This is a genomic window from Amycolatopsis sp. (assembly GCF_035276945.1).
Taxonomy (GTDB): domain Bacteria; phylum Actinomycetota; class Actinomycetes; order Mycobacteriales; family Pseudonocardiaceae; genus Amycolatopsis_E.
The window spans coordinates 83,298-99,371 of sequence record NZ_DATELF010000152.1 but is presented as its reverse complement, the minus strand read 5'-3'; the positions used below and the strand labels follow the sequence as shown (position 1 = coordinate 99,371).

Here is a 16,074-nt window from a genome sequence, read left to right as displayed (position 1 = left end):
TCCGCTCTTCGCGCAAAACGTGGGACCATGGAAGGACGATGACAGAACTCAGCTACCCAGCCCCGGCCGGCGAAGTGTCCACCGGCGAACTGGAACTGGAAGACCGCGCCTCCCTGCGCCGCGTCGCCGGGTTGTCCACCGAGCTGTCGGACATCACCGAGGTCGAGTACCGGCAGCTTCGCCTTGAACGCGTGGTGCTGGTCGGCGTGTGGACCGAAGGCACCGCGGCACAGTCCGAGGCCTCGCTCGCCGAGCTGGCCCGGCTTGCCGAGACCGCGGGTTCCGAGGTCCTCGAAGGCGTCGTGCAGCGCCGTACCAAGGCCGACCCGGCCACCTACATCGGCTCCGGCAAGGTCCGCGAGCTGTTCGACGTCGTGGTGGCCACCGAGGCCGACACGGTGGTCTGCGATGGTGAACTTTCTCCTGGTCAGTTGCGCCAGCTGGAGGCCAGGCTCAAGGTCAAGGTGATCGACCGGACAGCCCTGATCCTGGACATCTTCGCCCAGCATGCCCGCTCTAAGGAGGGCAAGGCGCAGGTCGAGCTTGCCCAGCTGCAGTACCTCATCCCGCGGCTGCGGGGCTGGGGCGAGTCCCTGTCCCGGCAGGCCGGTGGTCGTGCGGGTGGCGCGAACGGCGGCGTGGGCCTGCGTGGTCCTGGTGAGACCAAACTCGAGACCGACCGCCGGCGGATCAACAAGCGGGTGGCGAAACTGCGCCGCGAGATCGCCGGGATGGACACCATCCGTATCACCAAGCGGGGCCGCAGGGTTGCCAACGAGGTGCCCAGCGTCGCGATCGTCGGCTACACCAACGCCGGCAAGTCGAGCCTCCTCAACGCGATCACCGGAGCGGGCGTGCTCGTCGAGAACGCACTGTTCGCGACCCTCGACCCGACCACGAGGCGCTCCACCACGCCCGATGGCCGGACCTACACGCTGACCGACACCGTTGGGTTCGTGCGTCACCTCCCGCACCAGTTGGTCGACGCGTTCCGGTCCACCCTCGACGAGGCGGCCGACGCCGACCTGCTGCTGCACGTTGTGGACGGGGCCGACCCGGCGCCCGAGGAGCAGGTCGCGGCCGTGCGCGAGGTGCTTGCCGAGATCGGCCGACACCGCTCGAGCGCGCTGCCGCCCGAGTTGATCGTGATCAACAAGGCGGACGCGGCCGACGAGTTGTCCCTGGTCCGGCTGCGGCACCTGCTGCCGGACGCGGTGGTGGTCTCCGCCCGGACCGGCGAAGGCGTCGGCGAACTCCTCGAGACGATCGCCGACCGGCTGCCGCGGCCCGAGGTGACCGTCGAGGCCGTTGTGCCGTACACCCGCGGCGAACTGGTCGCACGGGTGCACTCGGACGGTGAGGTCCTCACCGAGGAGCACCTGCCGGAGGGCACTCGGCTGTGCGCGCGGGTGCGCCCCGACCTGGCGTCGGCTCTCCAGGCTTACGCGACGAACCCTTCGCCGGCTTGAGGTCGGGAGCCTGGCCGGGTGACGTGGGTCAGCGATGGCCGGAAGAACCCGCACATGGCGTCCCGGTGGCGGCATTGAGCGCGCGGCGCTCCCCGGAACCTTCCGCTTTCGTGGGCAAGTGCCCTGGCCATGGACAGTTGCCCACGAAAGCGGCTCGCTACAGCCGCCGCAGTACCGCCACCACCTTGCCGAGGATCGTCGCGTCGTCGCCGGGGATGGGCTCGTAGGCGTCGTTGTGCGGGATCAGCCAGACGTGGCCGCCCTTGCGTTTGAACGTCTTGACCGTCGCCTCACCTTCGATCATCGCCGCCACGATCTCGCCGTTGTTCGCCGTCGGCTGCTGGCGCACCACGACCCAGTCGCCGTCGGTGATCGCGGCGTCGATCATCGAGTCACCGGTGACCTTGAGCAGGAACACGTCCCCCTCGCCGACGATGTCCTTGGGCAGCGGGAACACGTCCTCGATGGACTGCTCGGCCAGCACCGGGCCGCCCGCGGCGATCCGTCCCACCACCGGCACGTAGGCGGGCTGGGGCATATCGCTTTCCGTGCGGCCGATCCGCGCCGCCTTCTCGGCCGCGGCGGTGAGCACGCCGACCGCGCGAGGGCGGTTCGCGTCCCGGCGCAGGTAACCCTTGCGCTGCAGGGTGCGGAGCTGGTGGGACACCGAGGACGTGGAGGTGAGTCCCACGGCCTCGCCGATCTCACGCACGCTGGGCGGGTAGCCGAACCGGTCCACCCAGGCTCGGATCACCTCGAGTACCTGCTGCTGCCGCGGGCTGAGCCCCTCCTCGACGTCCTCGGGATCGGGTAGCGGATGCACGTCGCCGAACCGGCCTCCTGGCCGACGCGGGATCTCGGCGGCTTCGTCTGTGTCGGTCATGATGTTCCCTCCTGCTGTCGGTGGTCTCGCTGGTCTCGCTGGTCTCGCTGGTCTCGCTGGTCACTGTCGGTCGTGTGCACGCGAGGCGGCGGCCCGGGCATCCTGCGTGCGGGGTCTGGGGCGCTTGCCCCCGGGCGGGGCCTGCGGCCGCGTCCCAGATGCATCGTCTTCCTCTGGTCACCCACAGTAGTCCACCGGGGCCGGAACATCAAACAACTGTTCGAGCGACACGCCGGGCGGGTCTCGATTTTGTCGGACCCTGGTGGTACACATTCGCTCTGAGATTCGATAGAACGAATGTTCGACCTGGCGGCCCGCCCGCTTGCTGGGTCGGTGAGACCGCGAGGAGGTCCCGCGATGTCGCTTCTGGTGGAAGAAGGCCAGGTCAAAGGGTATGTCCCGGCCGGTGCGCGGCTGCCTGCGCGGTCTCGGCGCCGGGCCGGTGAGCCGCGGCGCCCCCCGACGAGGGGGCGGGTGGTGGCGGGCCGCGGAAGGGGTTTCGCGCCGGACTGCGCCCCGCGGCGCGTGCCGCCACGCTGGCCGTGGCTGGCCGCCGCGGCGGTCGCGGTGGGTCTGATAATCACCGGATTGGGTGTATTTGCGGACGGCATGTCGCGCGCGGTGCCGGAGCGGACCGCCACGGCGTCGGTCGGCCAGGGGCAGACCCTGTGGGATCTCGCCCGGCAGTACGCGCCGGACAGTGATCCGGCCGCCGTCGTGGCCCGCATCCGGCAGCTCAACGGCCTTGGGGACGCGGCGGTGGTGCCCGGGCAGCCGCTCACGGTGCCGGCCGGTTCCCGGGCCGGAGGTCCCGGCCAACCCTGACCTCCCGCGCGACACGCCGCTTCCCCGCTCGGCCGGCTTGCGTGCCGACCCTCGGCGCTCTAAGGTCCACCGCTATATCTAGTAGTTACACGGCTGTAGTTGGTCCACAGGTTGGGGTAGACTCGACGGCGAGTTGTCCACAGCTGGTCGGTGTTCACCCACCGGATATCCACAGATTGATCACCAGGCACCGTGGTGTGGCGGTGCGTGGCCAGGTATCCGTGGGGGCCGGCGGGAAGGGAAGGTGTTCGGCGATGCGGTGTCCGTTCTGCCGTCATGCCGACTCCCGGGTCGTCGACTCCCGTGAGGTGGACGAGGGGCAGGCGATCCGCCGTCGCAGGTCGTGCTCGGCCTGCGGGCGCCGGTTCACCACCTCGGAGACGATGGTGCTGGCCGTCGTCAAGCGGTCCGGGGTCACCGAGCAGTTCAGCAGGGACAAGGTGGTCCGGGGTGTGCGCCGGGCGTGCCAGGGCAGGCCGGTCGACGACGACGCCCTGCAGCAACTCGCCCAGCGGGTGGAGGAGTCGATCCGCTCGACCGGCGTGGCGGAGATCCCGAGTCACGAAGTGGGGCTGGCCATCCTCGGCCCGCTCCGTGAACTCGACAAGGTCGCCTACCTCCGGTTCGCCAGCGTGTACCGCTCCTTCTCCTCGGTCGAGGACTTCGAGAAGGAGATCGCGGACCTTCGCAAAGCCGTGGCGGAATCGGCAGCGTCGCAGGGCGAGTGAGCTCGTCCTGGCGGGAGAGGGAGATCCATGACGGAGACCGTGGCGGCAGGCGGTAAAAGCACCAGGAAGGGCAAGCGAGGCCTCACGGTCGAGCGCGTGTTCACCACCGCGGGAGTGCACCCGTACGACGAGGTGACCTGGGAAAAGCGCGACGTGGTGATGACCAACTGGCGGGACGGTTCGGTCAACTTCGAGCAGCGCGGTGTGGAGTTCCCCCAGTTCTGGTCGGTCAACGCCACCAACATCGTCACCAGCAAGTACTTCCGCGGTGCGCTGGGGAGCCCGCAGCGCGAGCGCAGCCTCAGGCAGTTGATCGACCGGGTCGTGAAGACCTACGTCAAGGCCGGCACCGACCATGGCTACTTCGCCACGGCGGCCGACGCCGAGGTCTTCGAGCACGAGCTGACCTGGATGCTGCTGCACCAGGTGTTCAGCTTCAACTCCCCGGTCTGGTTCAACGTCGGCACCCCGTCGAAGCAGCAGGTCTCGGCCTGCTTCATCCTGGCGGTCGACGACAACATGGAGTCGATCCTCAACTGGTACAAGGAAGAGGGCCTGATCTTCAAGGGCGGCTCCGGCGCGGGCCTCAACCTGTCCAGGATCCGCTCGTCCAAGGAACTGCTGTCCTCCGGTGGCACGGCCTCCGGCCCGGTGTCGTTCATGCGGGGCGCGGACGCCTCCGCCGGCACGATCAAGTCCGGCGGTGCCACCCGGCGCGCGGCCAAGATGGTCGTGCTCGACGTCGACCACCCGGACATCGAGGAGTTCATCCAGACCAAGGCACGCGAGGAACAGAAGATCAAGGTCCTGCGCGACGCCGGGTTCGACATGGACCTTTCCGGTGCCGACATCCACTCGGTGCAGTACCAGAACGCGAACAACTCCGTGCGGGTCAGCGACGAGTTCATGCGCTCGGTCGAATCCCGCGGCGACTTCGGCCTCCGCGCCCGGCTGACCGGCGAGGTGCTCGAGCGGGTCGACGCGAAGAAGCTCTTCCACTTGATGGCGCAGGCGGCGTGGGAGTGCGCCGACCCGGGCCTGCAGTACGACGACACGATCAACGACTGGCACACCTGCCCCGAGTCGGGCCGGATCACCGCGTCCAATCCTTGTTCCGAGTACCTGCACCTGGACAACTCCAGCTGCAACCTGGCCTCGCTGAACCTGTTGAAGTTCCTCACCGGGGACGGCCGGTTCGACGCGGCCTTGTTCGTCAAGGCGGTCGAGTTCGTCATCACCGCCATGGACATCTCGATCTGCTTCGCGGACTTCCCGACCGAGGCGATCGGTGACACCACGCGGAAGTTCCGGCAGCTCGGCATCGGCTACGCCAATCTCGGCGCGCTGCTGATGGCTACCGGACACGCCTACGACTCCGACGGCGGCCGGGCACTGGCCGCGGCGATCACCTCACTGATGACCGGCACCGCATACCGCCGCTCGGCCGAGTTGGCCGGGGTCGTCGGCGCCTACGACGGCTACGCCCGCAACGCCGAAGCGCACCAGCGTGTGATGCGCAAGCACGCCGCGGCGAACGACGCCATCCGCACCTACCACGCCAACGACGTCGCCGTGCGGGACTTCGCGACCAAGGAATGGCAGCGCGGCATCGAGATCGGCGCCCGGCACGGCTGGCGGAACGCGCAGGCCAGCGTGCTCGCGCCGACCGGGACCATCGGGTTCATGATGGACTGCGACACGACCGGCATCGAACCCGACTTCTCGCTGGTGAAGTTCAAGAAGCTGGTCGGCGGCGGGTCGATGCAGATCGTCAACCAGACGGTGCCGCGGGCACTCGGCGCGCTCGGGTACCCGGAGGAGCAGGTCGAGGCGATCGTCGAGTACATCGCCCAGCACGGGCACGTGGTCGGCGCGCCGGGGCTGCGGCCGGAACACTACGAGGTCTTCGACTGCGCTGTCGGCGAGCGTCCCATCGCGCCGATGGGACACGTGCGGATGATGGCCGCGGTACAGCCGTTCATCTCCGGCGCCATCTCCAAGACGGTCAACATGCCGGAGTCGGCGACCGTCGAAGAGGTCGAAGAGATCTACTTCCAGGGCTGGAAGTTCGGGTTGAAGGCGCTCGCGATCTACCGCGACAACTGCAAGGTCGGCCAGCCGCTGTCGACGGCGAAGAAGAACAAGGAAGCCGAGAAGGTCGTCGAGTACAAGCCGGTGCGCAAGCGCCTGCCGAAGAAGCGCCCGAGCCAGACCCTGTCGTTCACGGTCGGCGGCGCGGAGGGCTACCTGCATGCCGGGTCGTACCCGGACGACGGGCTGGGCGAGATCTTCGTCAAGCTGGGCAAGCAGGGGTCGACGCTGGCCGGCGTGATGGACGCGTTCTCCATGTCGATCTCGGTGGGTCTGCAGTACGGCATCCCGCTCGAGTTCTACGTGTCGAAGTTCGCCAACCTGCGGTTCGAGCCCGCCGGGATGACCGACGACCCGGACGTCAGGATCGCCACCAGCGTGCTGGACTACCTGTTCCGCAGGCTCGCCCTGGACTACCTGCCGTACGAAAAGCGTGCCCAGCTCGGCATCTTCACCGCCGAGGAACGCACGGCGCAGGTCGAAGCAGGCTACGGCACGGGGCCCACGGAGAACCTGGACCTGGAGGCCCTGCGCAGCACGGTCGACGCCACCGTTGAGCGCCCGGCTGAGGACAAGCCGAGGACGGCGCACAGCACGGCCGAGCTGATGGACCTGCACCTCGGCAAGGCCGCCGACGCGCCGCTGTGCATGACCTGTGGCACGAAGATGCGTCCGGCGGGATCCTGCTACGCCTGCGAGGGCTGCGGCGCCACGTCTGGTTGCAGCTGAGGACGGGCGGAATTGCGTTTGACGCAACATTCGGACCGTTCGAATAATGGCTGCTAGGAGGCGCTGAGACTGCGAGTGGCCCGGACCGTTTCTAGCGGTCCGGGCCACTAATGGATCGGAACGTGCCGATCGTTGCTACAGCGATCGGGCGGTGTATGCCTGACGTACAGGAGTTAGGTCATGCGCGCGGCCGAAGGCGCCTCTTGCAGCGTTGAGGGACCTGCATGAGATCACCTTTCGCGCCGCAGATCAAGCACTGCGGGAAGGAGGTGATGGTCATAGCGAAGAACACTCGGCAGACTGGCAGCAAGGCCGCGTCGAACGCCGGCAAGACGCTGGCGAACCCGAAGGCGACTCCGGCGGAGAAGTCGGCGGCCGCGAGTGCGTTGTCGCAGACGCCGCCGCGCAAGAAGAAGTGAGCGGCCTGCCCTGGGCCTGTAACCAGGGCAGTGCGCGAGAGGCTCTTGACCGTAAGCATCAATGTTGTGTTAGATGCAACGCCATGGCGAGGGCTGTCGATCTTCCTGGTGCTGCGCATCTGGTGTTGGCCGAGGGTGTGGTGCACCTGGATCCGGCGTCGGCGGTGTTTGAGGCGATGTTGGAGGGTTGGGCGACTCAGCAGCGTGCTCGGTTCCTGAAGGGGGTGAGCACGATCAAGCCGCGGTTGGACCTCGTGCGTCGGTTCGCCGAGCACACCAACCAGTACCCGTAAGAGTGGGAGCCGGCTGAGGTCGCGAGCACGCCGCCGAAGCCGAGTCGCGCCTCACGGTGGGCGTAGGCACCTCCCCGGTGTTCACTTCGACCACGAGCCTCGACTACGCGGAACTGTCCCCGAACGTGCTGGTGCGGCCGGGACGACCCGCGAGTCCGGCTTTCGCGACAGGCGAGTCGGGCTTTCGCGACCCACGAGTTCCCCTCGGTGTGGCTTATGTTCGGTCTCCTTGGCATGCGCGCAGGCCTGGGCACCAGCCGGACCGGGTGGTGCCCAGGCGACGGCGACCGGGCGGGGGCAGGAGATGCCCGTGGATGCGGCCGTCCTGGCCCCAGTGCAGGAACTCCTCTTCCCGCGGCCGGTCCAGCAGTAGCCGTCGCTCGGTCAGTTCGGTTTGCTGGGTAAGGAAATCACGAAGTAGTGCCAGCAACCGGCTCAGTCCTGAATGGACGGTTGACGTGCTCACACCGTCATGCTGCGGCCGCCGCGCCGCCACCAAAAGCGGCAGCACGCCCTGGTCGGCGCCGGCTCGGTGGTCACCCGCGACATCCCCGCCCACGCCCTGGCCTACGGCTGCCCCGCCCGGGTCCACGGGGAGGCACAGTGAGCGAGGCGATCACCACCTGGCTCGACCCGTTGCGGTCCGTCCTCGATCCCACCCGGTCTCTGGACTGGCCACGGTTGCACGAGCTCGCCGTGGCCCTGGACACGGCGTTGAGCGCGCATCCGGTCGGCTCCGGCCTGCCGCCGGCAGCCAAACGCAGCCGCCGGCTCCTTGCCATCCGTGCGGCGCTCGCCGAGCAGGGTCACCTCGACACCACCGGCCAGGATCCGCTGTGCCAGCTGTTCGTGCAGTTCGTGTGCGGCTACCGCGACCTCGACCTGCGCGACGCCAGCGGTCTCGGTCACGGCCGGCTCATCGCCCGCCATGGCACCCCGACCGCCTGCCACCGCTGGATTCCCCGTCTGCAGGCTGGGGACCTGGCCGGAATCGCGGTGACCGATCGTGGCGTCACCCATCCACGATGAGCACGGCCGACACGACTGCTACCGGCGCGAATGCGCCCGCCTCCAACAGGTCTGGCAAGACGAGATCGCCTCGCTGTCGGCGCACGCGCGAATATGCCCAAGCACGTACGGGTGAGCATGCCTAACTGGTGAGGCGTCCAGAAGACGGGGGGTTGTGCGGAAACGTGGGTCACCGACCGCGCGCTATGCGGCATGAACAGGCGTTTTCGTCGTTCGGTGGCGGTAACGGATCGATGCCGGTTGGCGACGCATAGGTGAAGTTGGACGGCGTGATCACATTGTGTCGACACCCTGTCTGCCGTGTCTGGGCGAGCTGGCCGTTGCGTTCAACGCAACACATGCGCTGTCACGCTGGCCTTGGCTACTCGGCTTGTTCGGCTACCGTGATGGCCTGTCGTAAGGTCTGGCGGGCACGCGTCAACTCGTCCGAACGCTGATCGAGGCGGGCGAGCTGGGTGCGTAGCTTCTCCAGCACGCCTGGACACGGGCGCAGCGAGCCATCCGCGACGGCACAGGGCAGTACTTGCCGGATCAGGTTGGTCGACAGTCCGGCCGCCAGCAGCGCGCGGATCTGCCTGACCGTCTGCGCCGCGGCATCGTCGTAGTCGCGGTATCCGTTGGATTGGCGGCTTGAGGCCAGCAGCCCGGCGCGTTCGTAGTAGCGGAGTAGCCGCTCGCTTGTCCCGGTGAGTTTGGCCAACTGCCCGATCAACATCGCCCCTCCGTTGAGCTTGACCTTGCCACGGTGTCAACGTTCAACACTGGGGCCAGCGGCCGCCCGCCGCCATCGGCCATCACCAGGAAAATTCGTTGATCATCGACGCGCACAGCCATGTCCACGATCCCGTGCACAGCCACATCGCCCTGCTGGACGACGCCGGAGTCGATCGCGCCGTGCTCTTCGGCACCCGGCCGCATCCTGAGCGGGCCACCGATCTGGCCTCGTTCCGGCGTGAGATGAGCGTGCTGGACGAGACGATCAGCGGACGGTCCAACGGACCGGGCGACTACCGCACCGCATGGCAGGAACTCGACTCGGCGTGCGCGGCATACCCGGATCGTTTCATCGGCTTCGGCAAGGTTCGCCTGGACCTCCCGGCACCGCAGATCGCGGCGGACATCGAGCGGGAGGTCGTCGGCCGGGGCTTTCGGGGCATCGGGGAGCTCACACCGTCACCGGATGGGGCCGGCCAGATCGAGCCGGTTCTGCGAGCAGCCGCCGATCACTGAGGGCTGCCGGTCGTCGTGCACGGGTTCGCGCCTACCACGGTGGGCGACTTGGCGACGCTGGCCGGTCTCGCGCGCCGTCATCCGAGGGTTCCGCTGGTGATCAGTCAACTCGGCGGACTGAACTGGTTGACGGCTATCGAGCTGGCCCCGGAAACCCCGAACCTCTACCTGGAGCTGTCGACAGCGAACATCATCTTCGCGGTGCGACTGGCCATCAACGAGGTACCCGACCGCACACTCTTCGGTTCCGACGCCCCCTATGGCGACCCGGTGCTCGCCCGCACCACCGTCGAGCGCGTGACTCGGCCAGGTGCGTTGCGGGATCGCGTCCTCGGCGGCACGCTGGCGGAGCTGCTCGATCTCTGACCGCACGCACAGCTTCGACACAACGTTGAGGCCTCGGATATCTCGTCGCGGGGCCTGCGAAACTGGCCCCGCGACGAGCGAGCACATGCTGATGGGTGTGTGTCGTCGTCACATCTGGCTGGGCTGCCTCGTCCTGGGACCATGAACATTCTCGTAACCGGTGGGACCGGAACGCTCGGCCGTGTCGTGGCGGAGCGGCTTTTGGCCACAGGACAGCGTGTGCGCGTGCTCAGTCGCCGTCCCGCGCCCACGGGAACACCCTATGGCTGGTGCACGGGCAACCTTCGTAGTGGAGCCGGGATCGACCAGGCCGTGGCCGGGGTGGACGTCATCGTCCACGCCGCGACGACCTTGGGCCGGGGCGACGTCGAGGCGACCAGGAAGCTTGTCGCGGCCGCACGGCGGGCCGGTTCGCCGCGACTGGTGTACATCTCGATCGTGGGCGTCGACCAGGTGCCGCTCTTCTACTACCGGGCCAAGCTCTCGGCCGAGCGCGTCGTCGAGGCGTCGGGGTTGCCGTGGACGATCCTGCGCGCCACCCAGTTCCACGACCTGATCGCGGCTATGTCGCGCGTGCAGCGCCGGCTGCCGGTCACGTTCACGCTCGCGAAGGTCCGCTTCCAGCCGATCGACGTGGGTGAGGTGGCCGAGCGGCTTGCCGAACTGGCTGTGGACGAGCCCCGGGGACGGGTTTCCGACATCGGCGGCCCCGAGGTACGCGAGGCTGTTGATCTGGCGCGCACGTATCTGCGGGCCGTGGGCCGGCGCCGTCGCGTCGTGCCGCTCTGGCTTCCGGGCAAGACCGGTCGTGGTTACCGGCGCGGAGGCCATCTCGCGCCGGACCACGCCGTCGGAAGGATCACCTTCGAGGAGTTCCTCCGGAGGTCAAGGCCGTGAAAGCGTACGCCAGAGGAACTCGAACACCAGCGCCCACTTGTAGGCGATCTGCTCGTTGTCGGCGGCCGCGCCGTGCCCGCCTTCGATGTTCTCGTGGTAGCGCACGTCGTAGCCCTGTTCGAGCATTCTGGCCACCATCTTGCGCGCGTGCCCGGGATGGACCCGGTCGTCCCGGGTCGAGGTGAGGAACAGCGAGGGTGGATATGGGCGTCCACTATGGACGTTATGGTACGGGGAGTACTTCGAAAGGTAGGCCCACTCCGTGGGATCGTCGGGGTCGCCGTACTCGGCCATCCATGACGCGCCGGCCAGCAGCAGGTGGTAGCGGCGCATGTCCAGCAGCGGGACCTGGCTGACCACGGCGCCGAACAGCTCGGGACAGCGGGTGAGCATGACACCCATCAGCAGGCCGCCGTTGCTGCCGCCCTGGATGCCGAGCCGGCCGGCGGTCGTGATCCCGCGCTCGACGAGGTCCGCCGCGACCGCGGCGAAGTCGTCGAACACGAGGTGCCGGTTCTCCTTGATCGCCTGGGTGTGCCAGCTCGGGCCGTATTCACCGCCGCCACGGATGTTCGCGACCACGTAGGTGCCGCCACGGGCGAGCCAGCCCCGCCCGATCACGCTGCTGTAGGCGGGCAGCCGGGACACCTCGAACCCGCCGTAGCCGGTGAGCAGGGTCGGTCCTTGCGGATCACGCGGCCGGACCACGAAGTACGGGATCTTCGTGCCGTCAGTCGAGGTCGCGAAGAACTGGTCGACCGACATGCCTTCGCTGTCGAACCGGGCGGGCGCCTGTCTGAGGACTTCCGTACCGTCCCCGACGTGGCCGTAGATGAGCGTGGCCGGCTCGGTGAAGCCGCTCGTGTCGAGCAGGTACTCGTTGCTGGTGTCCGGGTCGGTGTCCAGGACCTGCCCGGTGCTCAGCGTGGGCACGCCGGCCAAAGGTTCGGAGTGCCAGCCGTCTTCGCCCGGGGTGAGCACGCGCAGCTCGGTGCGCACGTCGGACAGCGTGGTCAGCAGCAGGTGGTCATGGGTCCAGTCGTAGGAATCCAGCGACGTGTGCGGGTCCGGCTCGAACAGCACGGTCAGCTCACGCTCGCCGGCGAGGTAGGCGTCGAACTTCGCGGCGAGCAGGGTGCCGGGCGCGTACACGACCCCGGCCACCTCCCATGGTGAGCGGGTGCGGATGAGCATCCAGTCGCGGTAGACCGATGTCGGGGCGTCTTCGGGCACGTCGATGGGCACCAGCCGGCCGGGGGTGCGGAGGAACTTCTCCGAGCGGTAGAAGTCCATCGAGCGGCCCACGAAGTCACGTTCGTAGCCCGGCGTCGGGTCGTGGTAACCGAACGCCGACACGTCGTCGGGCTTGGCCTCGAACACCGTGGTGGCCTCCGGCAACGGGGTACCGCGCCGCCATTCCTTGATCACCCTCGGGTAGCCCGAGCTGGTCAGCGACCCTTCCCCGAAGTCCGTGCCGACGAAGATCCGGTCGCGGTCGATCCAGCTGACCCGGCTCTTGGCCTCGGGTAGCTGGAAACCGTCCTCGACGAAGGCACGCCGGTTTAGGTCGAATTCGCGGATCACGCTCGCGTCCGCCCCGCCGCGCGACAGCTCGACGAGGCCGAGGCGGTAGTCCGGCCGCAGCACCACGGCGCCCTGCCAGACCCAGTTCTCGCCCTCGGCTTCGGCGAGCGCGTCCACGTCGAGCAGGATTTCCCACTCGGGCCGATCCTTGCGGTACTCCGCCAGCGTGGTTCGGCGCCAGAGACCGCGGGGATGCGTGGCATCCTGCCAGAAGTTGTAGAAGTACTCGCCGCGCCTGCGGATGTAGGGGATGCGGTCGTCGGCGTCGAGCGCGTCCAGCATTTGCGCGCGCAGTTCCTCGAACCGCTCACCCCGGGTGAGCTCGTCGACGGTCGCGGCGTTGCGGGCGCGGACCCAGTCGAGTGCCGTTTCGCCGGTGACGTCCTCGAGCCACAGGTACGGGTCTTCGTCTGCCATGCCCGCCAGTCTGCCAGGTCACGGCGCGTTCGGTGCCCGGCCGGGCAGGGTGAGGAACCTGTCCATTCGGACGCGGTGCCGCCGCGCCGCGCCGCGGCGAGGGGCAGGCCGCGCGCTCTACATTGGATCGTTCTCGGAGGTGCTGCCCGCCCCGTGGCTCGGTTTCCGGGTCGCGCCACCGGGTTCGCGCCCGGCTCTGGAGCCTCACCGACCTGAATTCGGCGAGCGTCGAACAGGCGGCACTCGTGCGGTTCACAACGGAGGGTGGATTCGCCCGGCACGTGCGGAAGATGCGCCGCGCGTACCTGGCCGGCGGGAGGCGGTGATCCGGATTCTGCGGCGGGACCTGCCGACCTTGGCGCCGTCCTCGGCCCGGCTGGACGTAAGCGCTTGCAGCCGGGGAGTCACCGGGCCGCTCGTGCGTGCCGCCCCGGCGGGCGGGGGTGGCTGTGCTCGCTCGGCGACTTCACCCAGCGGCGGGATCCGATCGGGGTCTGATGTTCGGCCACGACGCCATTCCGCTCGAGGTCGCCAAGCCGGGTCTACACCGGTTGCGGACCGCTTTTCTGGCGGGAACCGGTTCAGCGACCTGAGCGCAGCGAGTGGGGAGTACCTTTCGCCCGGGCTGCGACTTTCGCCGAGGCGCGGTTGGCCCTAACCTGATGTGAACTGGATCACTAGCACCGGAGGCATCGATGCGGATCGCGGACGTGTTGCGGAACAAGGGCTCGGCGGTGGCGACGGTCACCCCGGAGACGACGGTCACCGAACTGCTCGCCGGGCTCGCCGAGCACAACATCGGCGCGATGGTGGTGGTCGGGCCGGACGGGCTGGCGGGCATCGTTTCGGAGCGCGACGTCGTCCGGAAGCTCCACGAGCGCGGCGCGGGCCTGCTCACGCGGCGGGTCTCGGAGATCATGACGACCGTGGTCGCGACCTGCACCCCGCGTGACTCCGTCGACGACCTCAGCGTCCTGATGACCCAGCGCCGCGTGCGGCATATCCCGGTGCTCGACGGCGGGCAGCTGGCCGGCATCGTCAGCATCGGTGACGTGGTGAAGACCCGGATGGAGGAGTTGGAGGCCCACCAGGAGCAGTTGCAGGCCTACATCTCGCGCGGCTGACGTTCCCGGCGGTCGATCTCGTCGTGGATCCGGTCCCGGGCCTCCTCGCGTGGGACGCCGGACGTCTGCAGCGAGTCGTAGCGGGTACCCGGCCGCTGGCCCCGCATCCCGCCCGCTCGGCGATGCCCTGTGCGCGGGGGGCGACGTAGTGCTGCCTGGCCAAGTCCGCTTCGGCCTCGGCGGGGACCGGCGCGGGGGCTTGTCTATGGGCGCGGGCAGTTCAGTCCTAATGGGTGACCAGGCCGGTGCGGTAGGCGAACGCGACGGCCTGGGCCCGGTCCCGTAGCCCGGCCTTGGCGAACAGATGGTTAACGTGGGTCTTCACCGTGGCTTCGCTGACCACCAGCTCGCGGGCGATCTCCGTGTTGGACAGCCCTTCCGCGATCAGCCGCAGCACGTCGACCTCGCGGGCGGTGAGCCCCTCGATCTCCCGCGGCGGTGCCGGAGCGCGGGACCGGCTCGCCGCCGCCACCAGCCGCCGCTGCAGCTCGCTATCCACAGTGGACAGTCCACTCGCGGCGGAGCGCAGGGCACGCACGATGGTGTCCGCGTCGGCGTCCTTGGTGAGGAAGCCCCGCGCGCCGGCCTGGAGTGCGCTGAGGAGCGACTCGTCGTCGGCGTACGTGGTGAGCACCACGACCTCGGTGTCGGGATGCTCGGCGCGAACGCGCCTGGTGGCCTCGACCCCGTCGCAGTGGGGCATCCGCAGGTCGACCAGCAGCACGTCCGGCCGGTGCTCGGCCACCAAGGCGACCGCCTCGGCGCCGTCCGCGGCCGCGCCGGCCACTTCGATGCCCGGTAACAAGCCGAGCAGGGTGACCAGGCCTTCCCGGACCACCGCCTGATCGTCGGCGAGCACCACCCGCAGCTTCACGCCGGAACCGTCAGCTGAACCCGCCATCCATCCTCCCCCGGACCCGTCGTGAGCCGGCCGCCGAGCAGTTCGGCCCGCTCACGCATGCCCTTCAAACCGTAGCCCGGCGGTCCGTCCTTGGGCGGCCGGGCCTGATGATCGAGCACGGTCACCTCGAGCAGGCCGGGGACGAACGAGAGCGTGACGTCCACGGCCGAGTCCGGCGCGTGTTTCCGTGTGTTGGTCAATGCTTCCTGGACCGTCCGGAGCACCGCCGAACCGGTCGCGACGCCGATCTCCCGCGACTCGCCCAGCACGGCCAGTTCGGCTCGTGCGCCGGTATCCAGCCGGTATGCGGCCAGCTGGTCCGCGATGGCGCGGTCGAGGAACACCGGATCGTCGCGCAGCGCGGCGACCGCCTTGCGCGCTTCCGCGAGCCCGTCGGCGGCCAGGCGCCGCGCCCGTTCGATCTGCGCGATCACCTCTTCGCCGGCGCCGTCGCGCATCAGCATCAGCCGCGCGCCCTGCAGGTTCAGCGCGAGACCCGACAGCGAGTGAGCCAGCACGTCGTGGAGTTCGCGGGCGATTCGCGCGCGCTCGGCCAGCGCGGCGGCGACGGCGCGTTCCTCGACAGCCGCCTGCGCTCGGGCCAGTGCCAGCTCGGTCTGTTCGATCCGGGCCAGGCGATCCCGCCGGCTGATGCCGAGCAGCACGACCGCGGCCAGGAGTGCGAGGTTGAGCAGGCTTGAAGTCAGCGGTTCCTCGGAGCGGAGGAACTGCGCCACGAACGTCGATACCACCACCGACGCCGCGACGACGGCCTGTGTGCGGGACAGGAATCGTACGGCGTAGAACGTGGCCGTGAAGACGATCACCGAGGCAAGGCCGCGCGGTATGAGCACCGACAGCGCGCAGCCTGAAACCTCCAGGATGAGGAGCCCGGCGGGCAGGGTCCAGCGAGGCCTGGCGGGCAGCCACAGCATCGGGACCGACCCGGCCAGCGCCAGCACCTCCAGCGGCCAGGTCATCGCGGTCAGCCTGGGCACCATGCTGGCCAGCGGCACCGCCACGAATATCCAGCGCAGCGAGTCCAGGCCGAGCGAAAAGCGGTGCCGGCGAACCTCGTAGGTCATGGAG

At 68.8% G+C, this 16,074-nt stretch carries 19 protein-coding genes; 12 read left to right on the top strand and 7 right to left on the bottom strand.

Annotated elements, in window-relative coordinates; translation table 11 throughout:
• Nucleotides 1-38 precede the first annotated feature (38 nt).
• Nucleotides 39-1,469 (top strand): GTPase HflX, encoded by a 1,431-nt coding sequence (hflX, locus tag VJT49_RS26910; protein ID WP_324167709.1) that lies wholly within the window; start codon nucleotides 39-41, stop codon nucleotides 1,467-1,469.
• A gap of 157 nt (nucleotides 1,470-1,626) precedes the next feature.
• On the opposite strand, the gene lexA is transcribed toward hflX, so the two are convergent.
• Entirely contained in the window at nucleotides 1,627-2,352 is a 726-nt protein-coding gene (gene lexA / locus VJT49_RS26905; protein ID WP_324167708.1) for a transcriptional repressor LexA, read from the bottom strand.
• A 357-nt stretch (nucleotides 2,353-2,709) separates the two neighbouring features.
• On the opposite strand from lexA, the gene VJT49_RS26900 reads away from it, so the two are divergent.
• From VJT49_RS26900 to VJT49_RS26880, 5 genes are all read left to right on the top strand, one after another.
• Nucleotides 2,710-3,177 carry a LysM peptidoglycan-binding domain-containing protein gene (locus tag VJT49_RS26900; protein WP_324167707.1) on the top strand — a complete coding sequence of 156 codons (468 nt, stop codon included), beginning with the start codon at nucleotides 2,710-2,712 and terminating at the stop codon, nucleotides 3,175-3,177.
• A gap of 254 nt (nucleotides 3,178-3,431) precedes the next feature.
• Entirely contained in the window at nucleotides 3,432-3,905 is a 474-nt protein-coding gene (nrdR, locus tag VJT49_RS26895) for a transcriptional regulator NrdR (protein WP_324167706.1), read from the top strand.
• Nucleotides 3,906-3,932: 27 nt separating this feature from the next.
• Nucleotides 3,933-6,725, top strand: a complete 2,793-nt coding sequence (locus tag VJT49_RS26890) for a vitamin B12-dependent ribonucleotide reductase (RefSeq protein WP_324167705.1) — start codon at nucleotides 3,933-3,935, stop codon at nucleotides 6,723-6,725.
• A gap of 224 nt (nucleotides 6,726-6,949) precedes the next feature.
• Nucleotides 6,950-7,144, top strand: a complete 195-nt coding sequence (locus VJT49_RS26885; RefSeq protein WP_324167704.1) for a hypothetical protein — start codon at nucleotides 6,950-6,952, stop codon at nucleotides 7,142-7,144.
• An 83-nt stretch (nucleotides 7,145-7,227) separates the two neighbouring features.
• Entirely contained in the window at nucleotides 7,228-7,437 is a 210-nt protein-coding gene (locus VJT49_RS26880; RefSeq protein ID WP_324167703.1) for a hypothetical protein, read from the top strand.
• Between the two features lie 214 nt (nucleotides 7,438-7,651).
• Here VJT49_RS26880 and VJT49_RS26875 read toward each other — a convergent pair whose 3' ends face one another.
• Nucleotides 7,652-7,903, bottom strand: a complete 252-nt coding sequence (locus VJT49_RS26875) for a hypothetical protein (protein WP_324167702.1) — start codon at nucleotides 7,901-7,903, stop codon at nucleotides 7,652-7,654.
• A gap of 6 nt (nucleotides 7,904-7,909) precedes the next feature.
• On the opposite strand from VJT49_RS26875, the gene VJT49_RS26870 reads away from it, so the two are divergent.
• Entirely contained in the window at nucleotides 7,910-8,044 is a 135-nt protein-coding gene (locus VJT49_RS26870) for a hypothetical protein (protein WP_324167701.1), read from the top strand.
• Entirely contained in the window at nucleotides 8,041-8,466 is a 426-nt protein-coding gene (locus tag VJT49_RS26865) for a hypothetical protein (RefSeq protein ID WP_324167700.1), read from the top strand. Before VJT49_RS26870 ends, VJT49_RS26865 begins: the two co-directional genes overlap by 4 nt.
• A gap of 361 nt (nucleotides 8,467-8,827) precedes the next feature.
• Here the strand turns inward: VJT49_RS26865 and VJT49_RS26860 are convergent, their stop codons facing one another.
• Nucleotides 8,828-9,181, bottom strand: coding sequence for a MerR family transcriptional regulator (locus tag VJT49_RS26860; RefSeq protein WP_324167699.1), 354 nt, complete (start codon nucleotides 9,179-9,181; stop codon nucleotides 8,828-8,830).
• A gap of 95 nt (nucleotides 9,182-9,276) precedes the next feature.
• Between VJT49_RS26860 and VJT49_RS26855 the strand changes: the two genes are divergently transcribed.
• The 3 genes from VJT49_RS26855 to VJT49_RS26845 all read left to right on the top strand — a co-directional run bounded on the left by VJT49_RS26855 (nucleotide 9,277) and on the right by VJT49_RS26845 (nucleotide 10,959).
• Nucleotides 9,277-9,696: a hypothetical protein gene (locus VJT49_RS26855; protein ID WP_324167698.1), complete on the top strand. Its 420-nt coding sequence runs from the start codon at nucleotides 9,277-9,279 to the stop codon at nucleotides 9,694-9,696.
• Nucleotides 9,697-9,699: 3 nt separating this feature from the next.
• On the top strand, nucleotides 9,700-10,062 hold the full coding sequence (locus tag VJT49_RS26850) for an amidohydrolase family protein (protein ID WP_324167785.1): 363 nt from the start codon (nucleotides 9,700-9,702) through the stop codon (nucleotides 10,060-10,062).
• A 141-nt stretch (nucleotides 10,063-10,203) separates the two neighbouring features.
• Nucleotides 10,204-10,959, top strand: a complete 756-nt coding sequence (locus VJT49_RS26845; RefSeq protein WP_324167697.1) for an SDR family oxidoreductase — start codon at nucleotides 10,204-10,206, stop codon at nucleotides 10,957-10,959.
• Here the strand turns inward: VJT49_RS26845 and VJT49_RS26840 are convergent.
• Entirely contained in the window at nucleotides 10,948-12,960 is a 2,013-nt protein-coding gene (locus VJT49_RS26840; protein WP_324167696.1) for a prolyl oligopeptidase family serine peptidase, read from the bottom strand. The genes VJT49_RS26845 and VJT49_RS26840 overlap by 12 nt on opposite strands.
• A 695-nt stretch (nucleotides 12,961-13,655) precedes the next feature.
• Here VJT49_RS26840 and VJT49_RS26835 point away from each other — a divergent pair.
• Entirely contained in the window at nucleotides 13,656-14,084 is a 429-nt protein-coding gene (locus VJT49_RS26835; RefSeq protein ID WP_324167695.1) for a CBS domain-containing protein, read from the top strand.
• On the opposite strand, the gene VJT49_RS26830 is transcribed toward VJT49_RS26835, so the two are convergent.
• From VJT49_RS26830 to VJT49_RS26820, 3 genes are all read right to left on the bottom strand, one after another.
• Nucleotides 14,066-14,191, bottom strand: coding sequence for a hypothetical protein (locus tag VJT49_RS26830; protein ID WP_324167694.1), 126 nt, complete (start codon nucleotides 14,189-14,191; stop codon nucleotides 14,066-14,068). The two genes, VJT49_RS26835 and VJT49_RS26830, sit on opposite strands and share 19 nt — an antisense overlap.
• A 119-nt stretch (nucleotides 14,192-14,310) precedes the next feature.
• A complete protein-coding gene (locus tag VJT49_RS26825) occupies nucleotides 14,311-14,985 on the bottom strand; it encodes a response regulator transcription factor (protein ID WP_324167693.1) in 675 nt (224 codons plus the stop codon).
• A complete protein-coding gene (locus VJT49_RS26820; protein WP_324167692.1) occupies nucleotides 14,955-16,070 on the bottom strand; it encodes a sensor histidine kinase in 1,116 nt (371 codons plus the stop codon). Before VJT49_RS26820 ends, VJT49_RS26825 begins: the two co-directional genes overlap by 31 nt.
• Nucleotides 16,071-16,074 lie beyond the last annotated feature (4 nt).

Bases quoted from the DNA above. Each gene is read 5' to 3' on its own strand.
- hflX (WP_324167709.1), top strand. From the start codon at position 39: ATGACAGAACTCAGCTACCCAGCCCCGGCCGGCGAAGTGTCCACCGGC.
- lexA (WP_324167708.1), bottom strand. From the start codon at position 2,352: ATGACCGACACAGACGAAGCCGCCGAGATCCCGCGTCGGCCAGGAGGC.
- VJT49_RS26900 (WP_324167707.1), top strand. From the start codon at position 2,710: ATGTCGCTTCTGGTGGAAGAAGGCCAGGTCAAAGGGTATGTCCCGGCC.
- nrdR (WP_324167706.1), top strand. From the start codon at position 3,432: ATGCGGTGTCCGTTCTGCCGTCATGCCGACTCCCGGGTCGTCGACTCC.
- VJT49_RS26890 (WP_324167705.1), top strand. From the start codon at position 3,933: ATGACGGAGACCGTGGCGGCAGGCGGTAAAAGCACCAGGAAGGGCAAG.
- VJT49_RS26885 (WP_324167704.1), top strand. From the start codon at position 6,950: ATGAGATCACCTTTCGCGCCGCAGATCAAGCACTGCGGGAAGGAGGTG.
- VJT49_RS26880 (WP_324167703.1), top strand. From the start codon at position 7,228: ATGGCGAGGGCTGTCGATCTTCCTGGTGCTGCGCATCTGGTGTTGGCC.
- VJT49_RS26870 (WP_324167701.1), top strand. From the start codon at position 7,910: ATGCTGCGGCCGCCGCGCCGCCACCAAAAGCGGCAGCACGCCCTGGTC.
- VJT49_RS26860 (WP_324167699.1), bottom strand. From the start codon at position 9,181: ATGTTGATCGGGCAGTTGGCCAAACTCACCGGGACAAGCGAGCGGCTA.
- VJT49_RS26845 (WP_324167697.1), top strand. From the start codon at position 10,204: ATGAACATTCTCGTAACCGGTGGGACCGGAACGCTCGGCCGTGTCGTG.
- VJT49_RS26840 (WP_324167696.1), bottom strand. From the start codon at position 12,960: ATGGCAGACGAAGACCCGTACCTGTGGCTCGAGGACGTCACCGGCGAA.
- VJT49_RS26835 (WP_324167695.1), top strand. From the start codon at position 13,656: ATGCGGATCGCGGACGTGTTGCGGAACAAGGGCTCGGCGGTGGCGACG.
- VJT49_RS26830 (WP_324167694.1), bottom strand. From the start codon at position 14,191: ATGCGGGGCCAGCGGCCGGGTACCCGCTACGACTCGCTGCAGACGTCC.
- VJT49_RS26825 (WP_324167693.1), bottom strand. From the start codon at position 14,985: ATGGCGGGTTCAGCTGACGGTTCCGGCGTGAAGCTGCGGGTGGTGCTC.
- VJT49_RS26820 (WP_324167692.1), bottom strand. From the start codon at position 16,070: ATGACCTACGAGGTTCGCCGGCACCGCTTTTCGCTCGGCCTGGACTCG.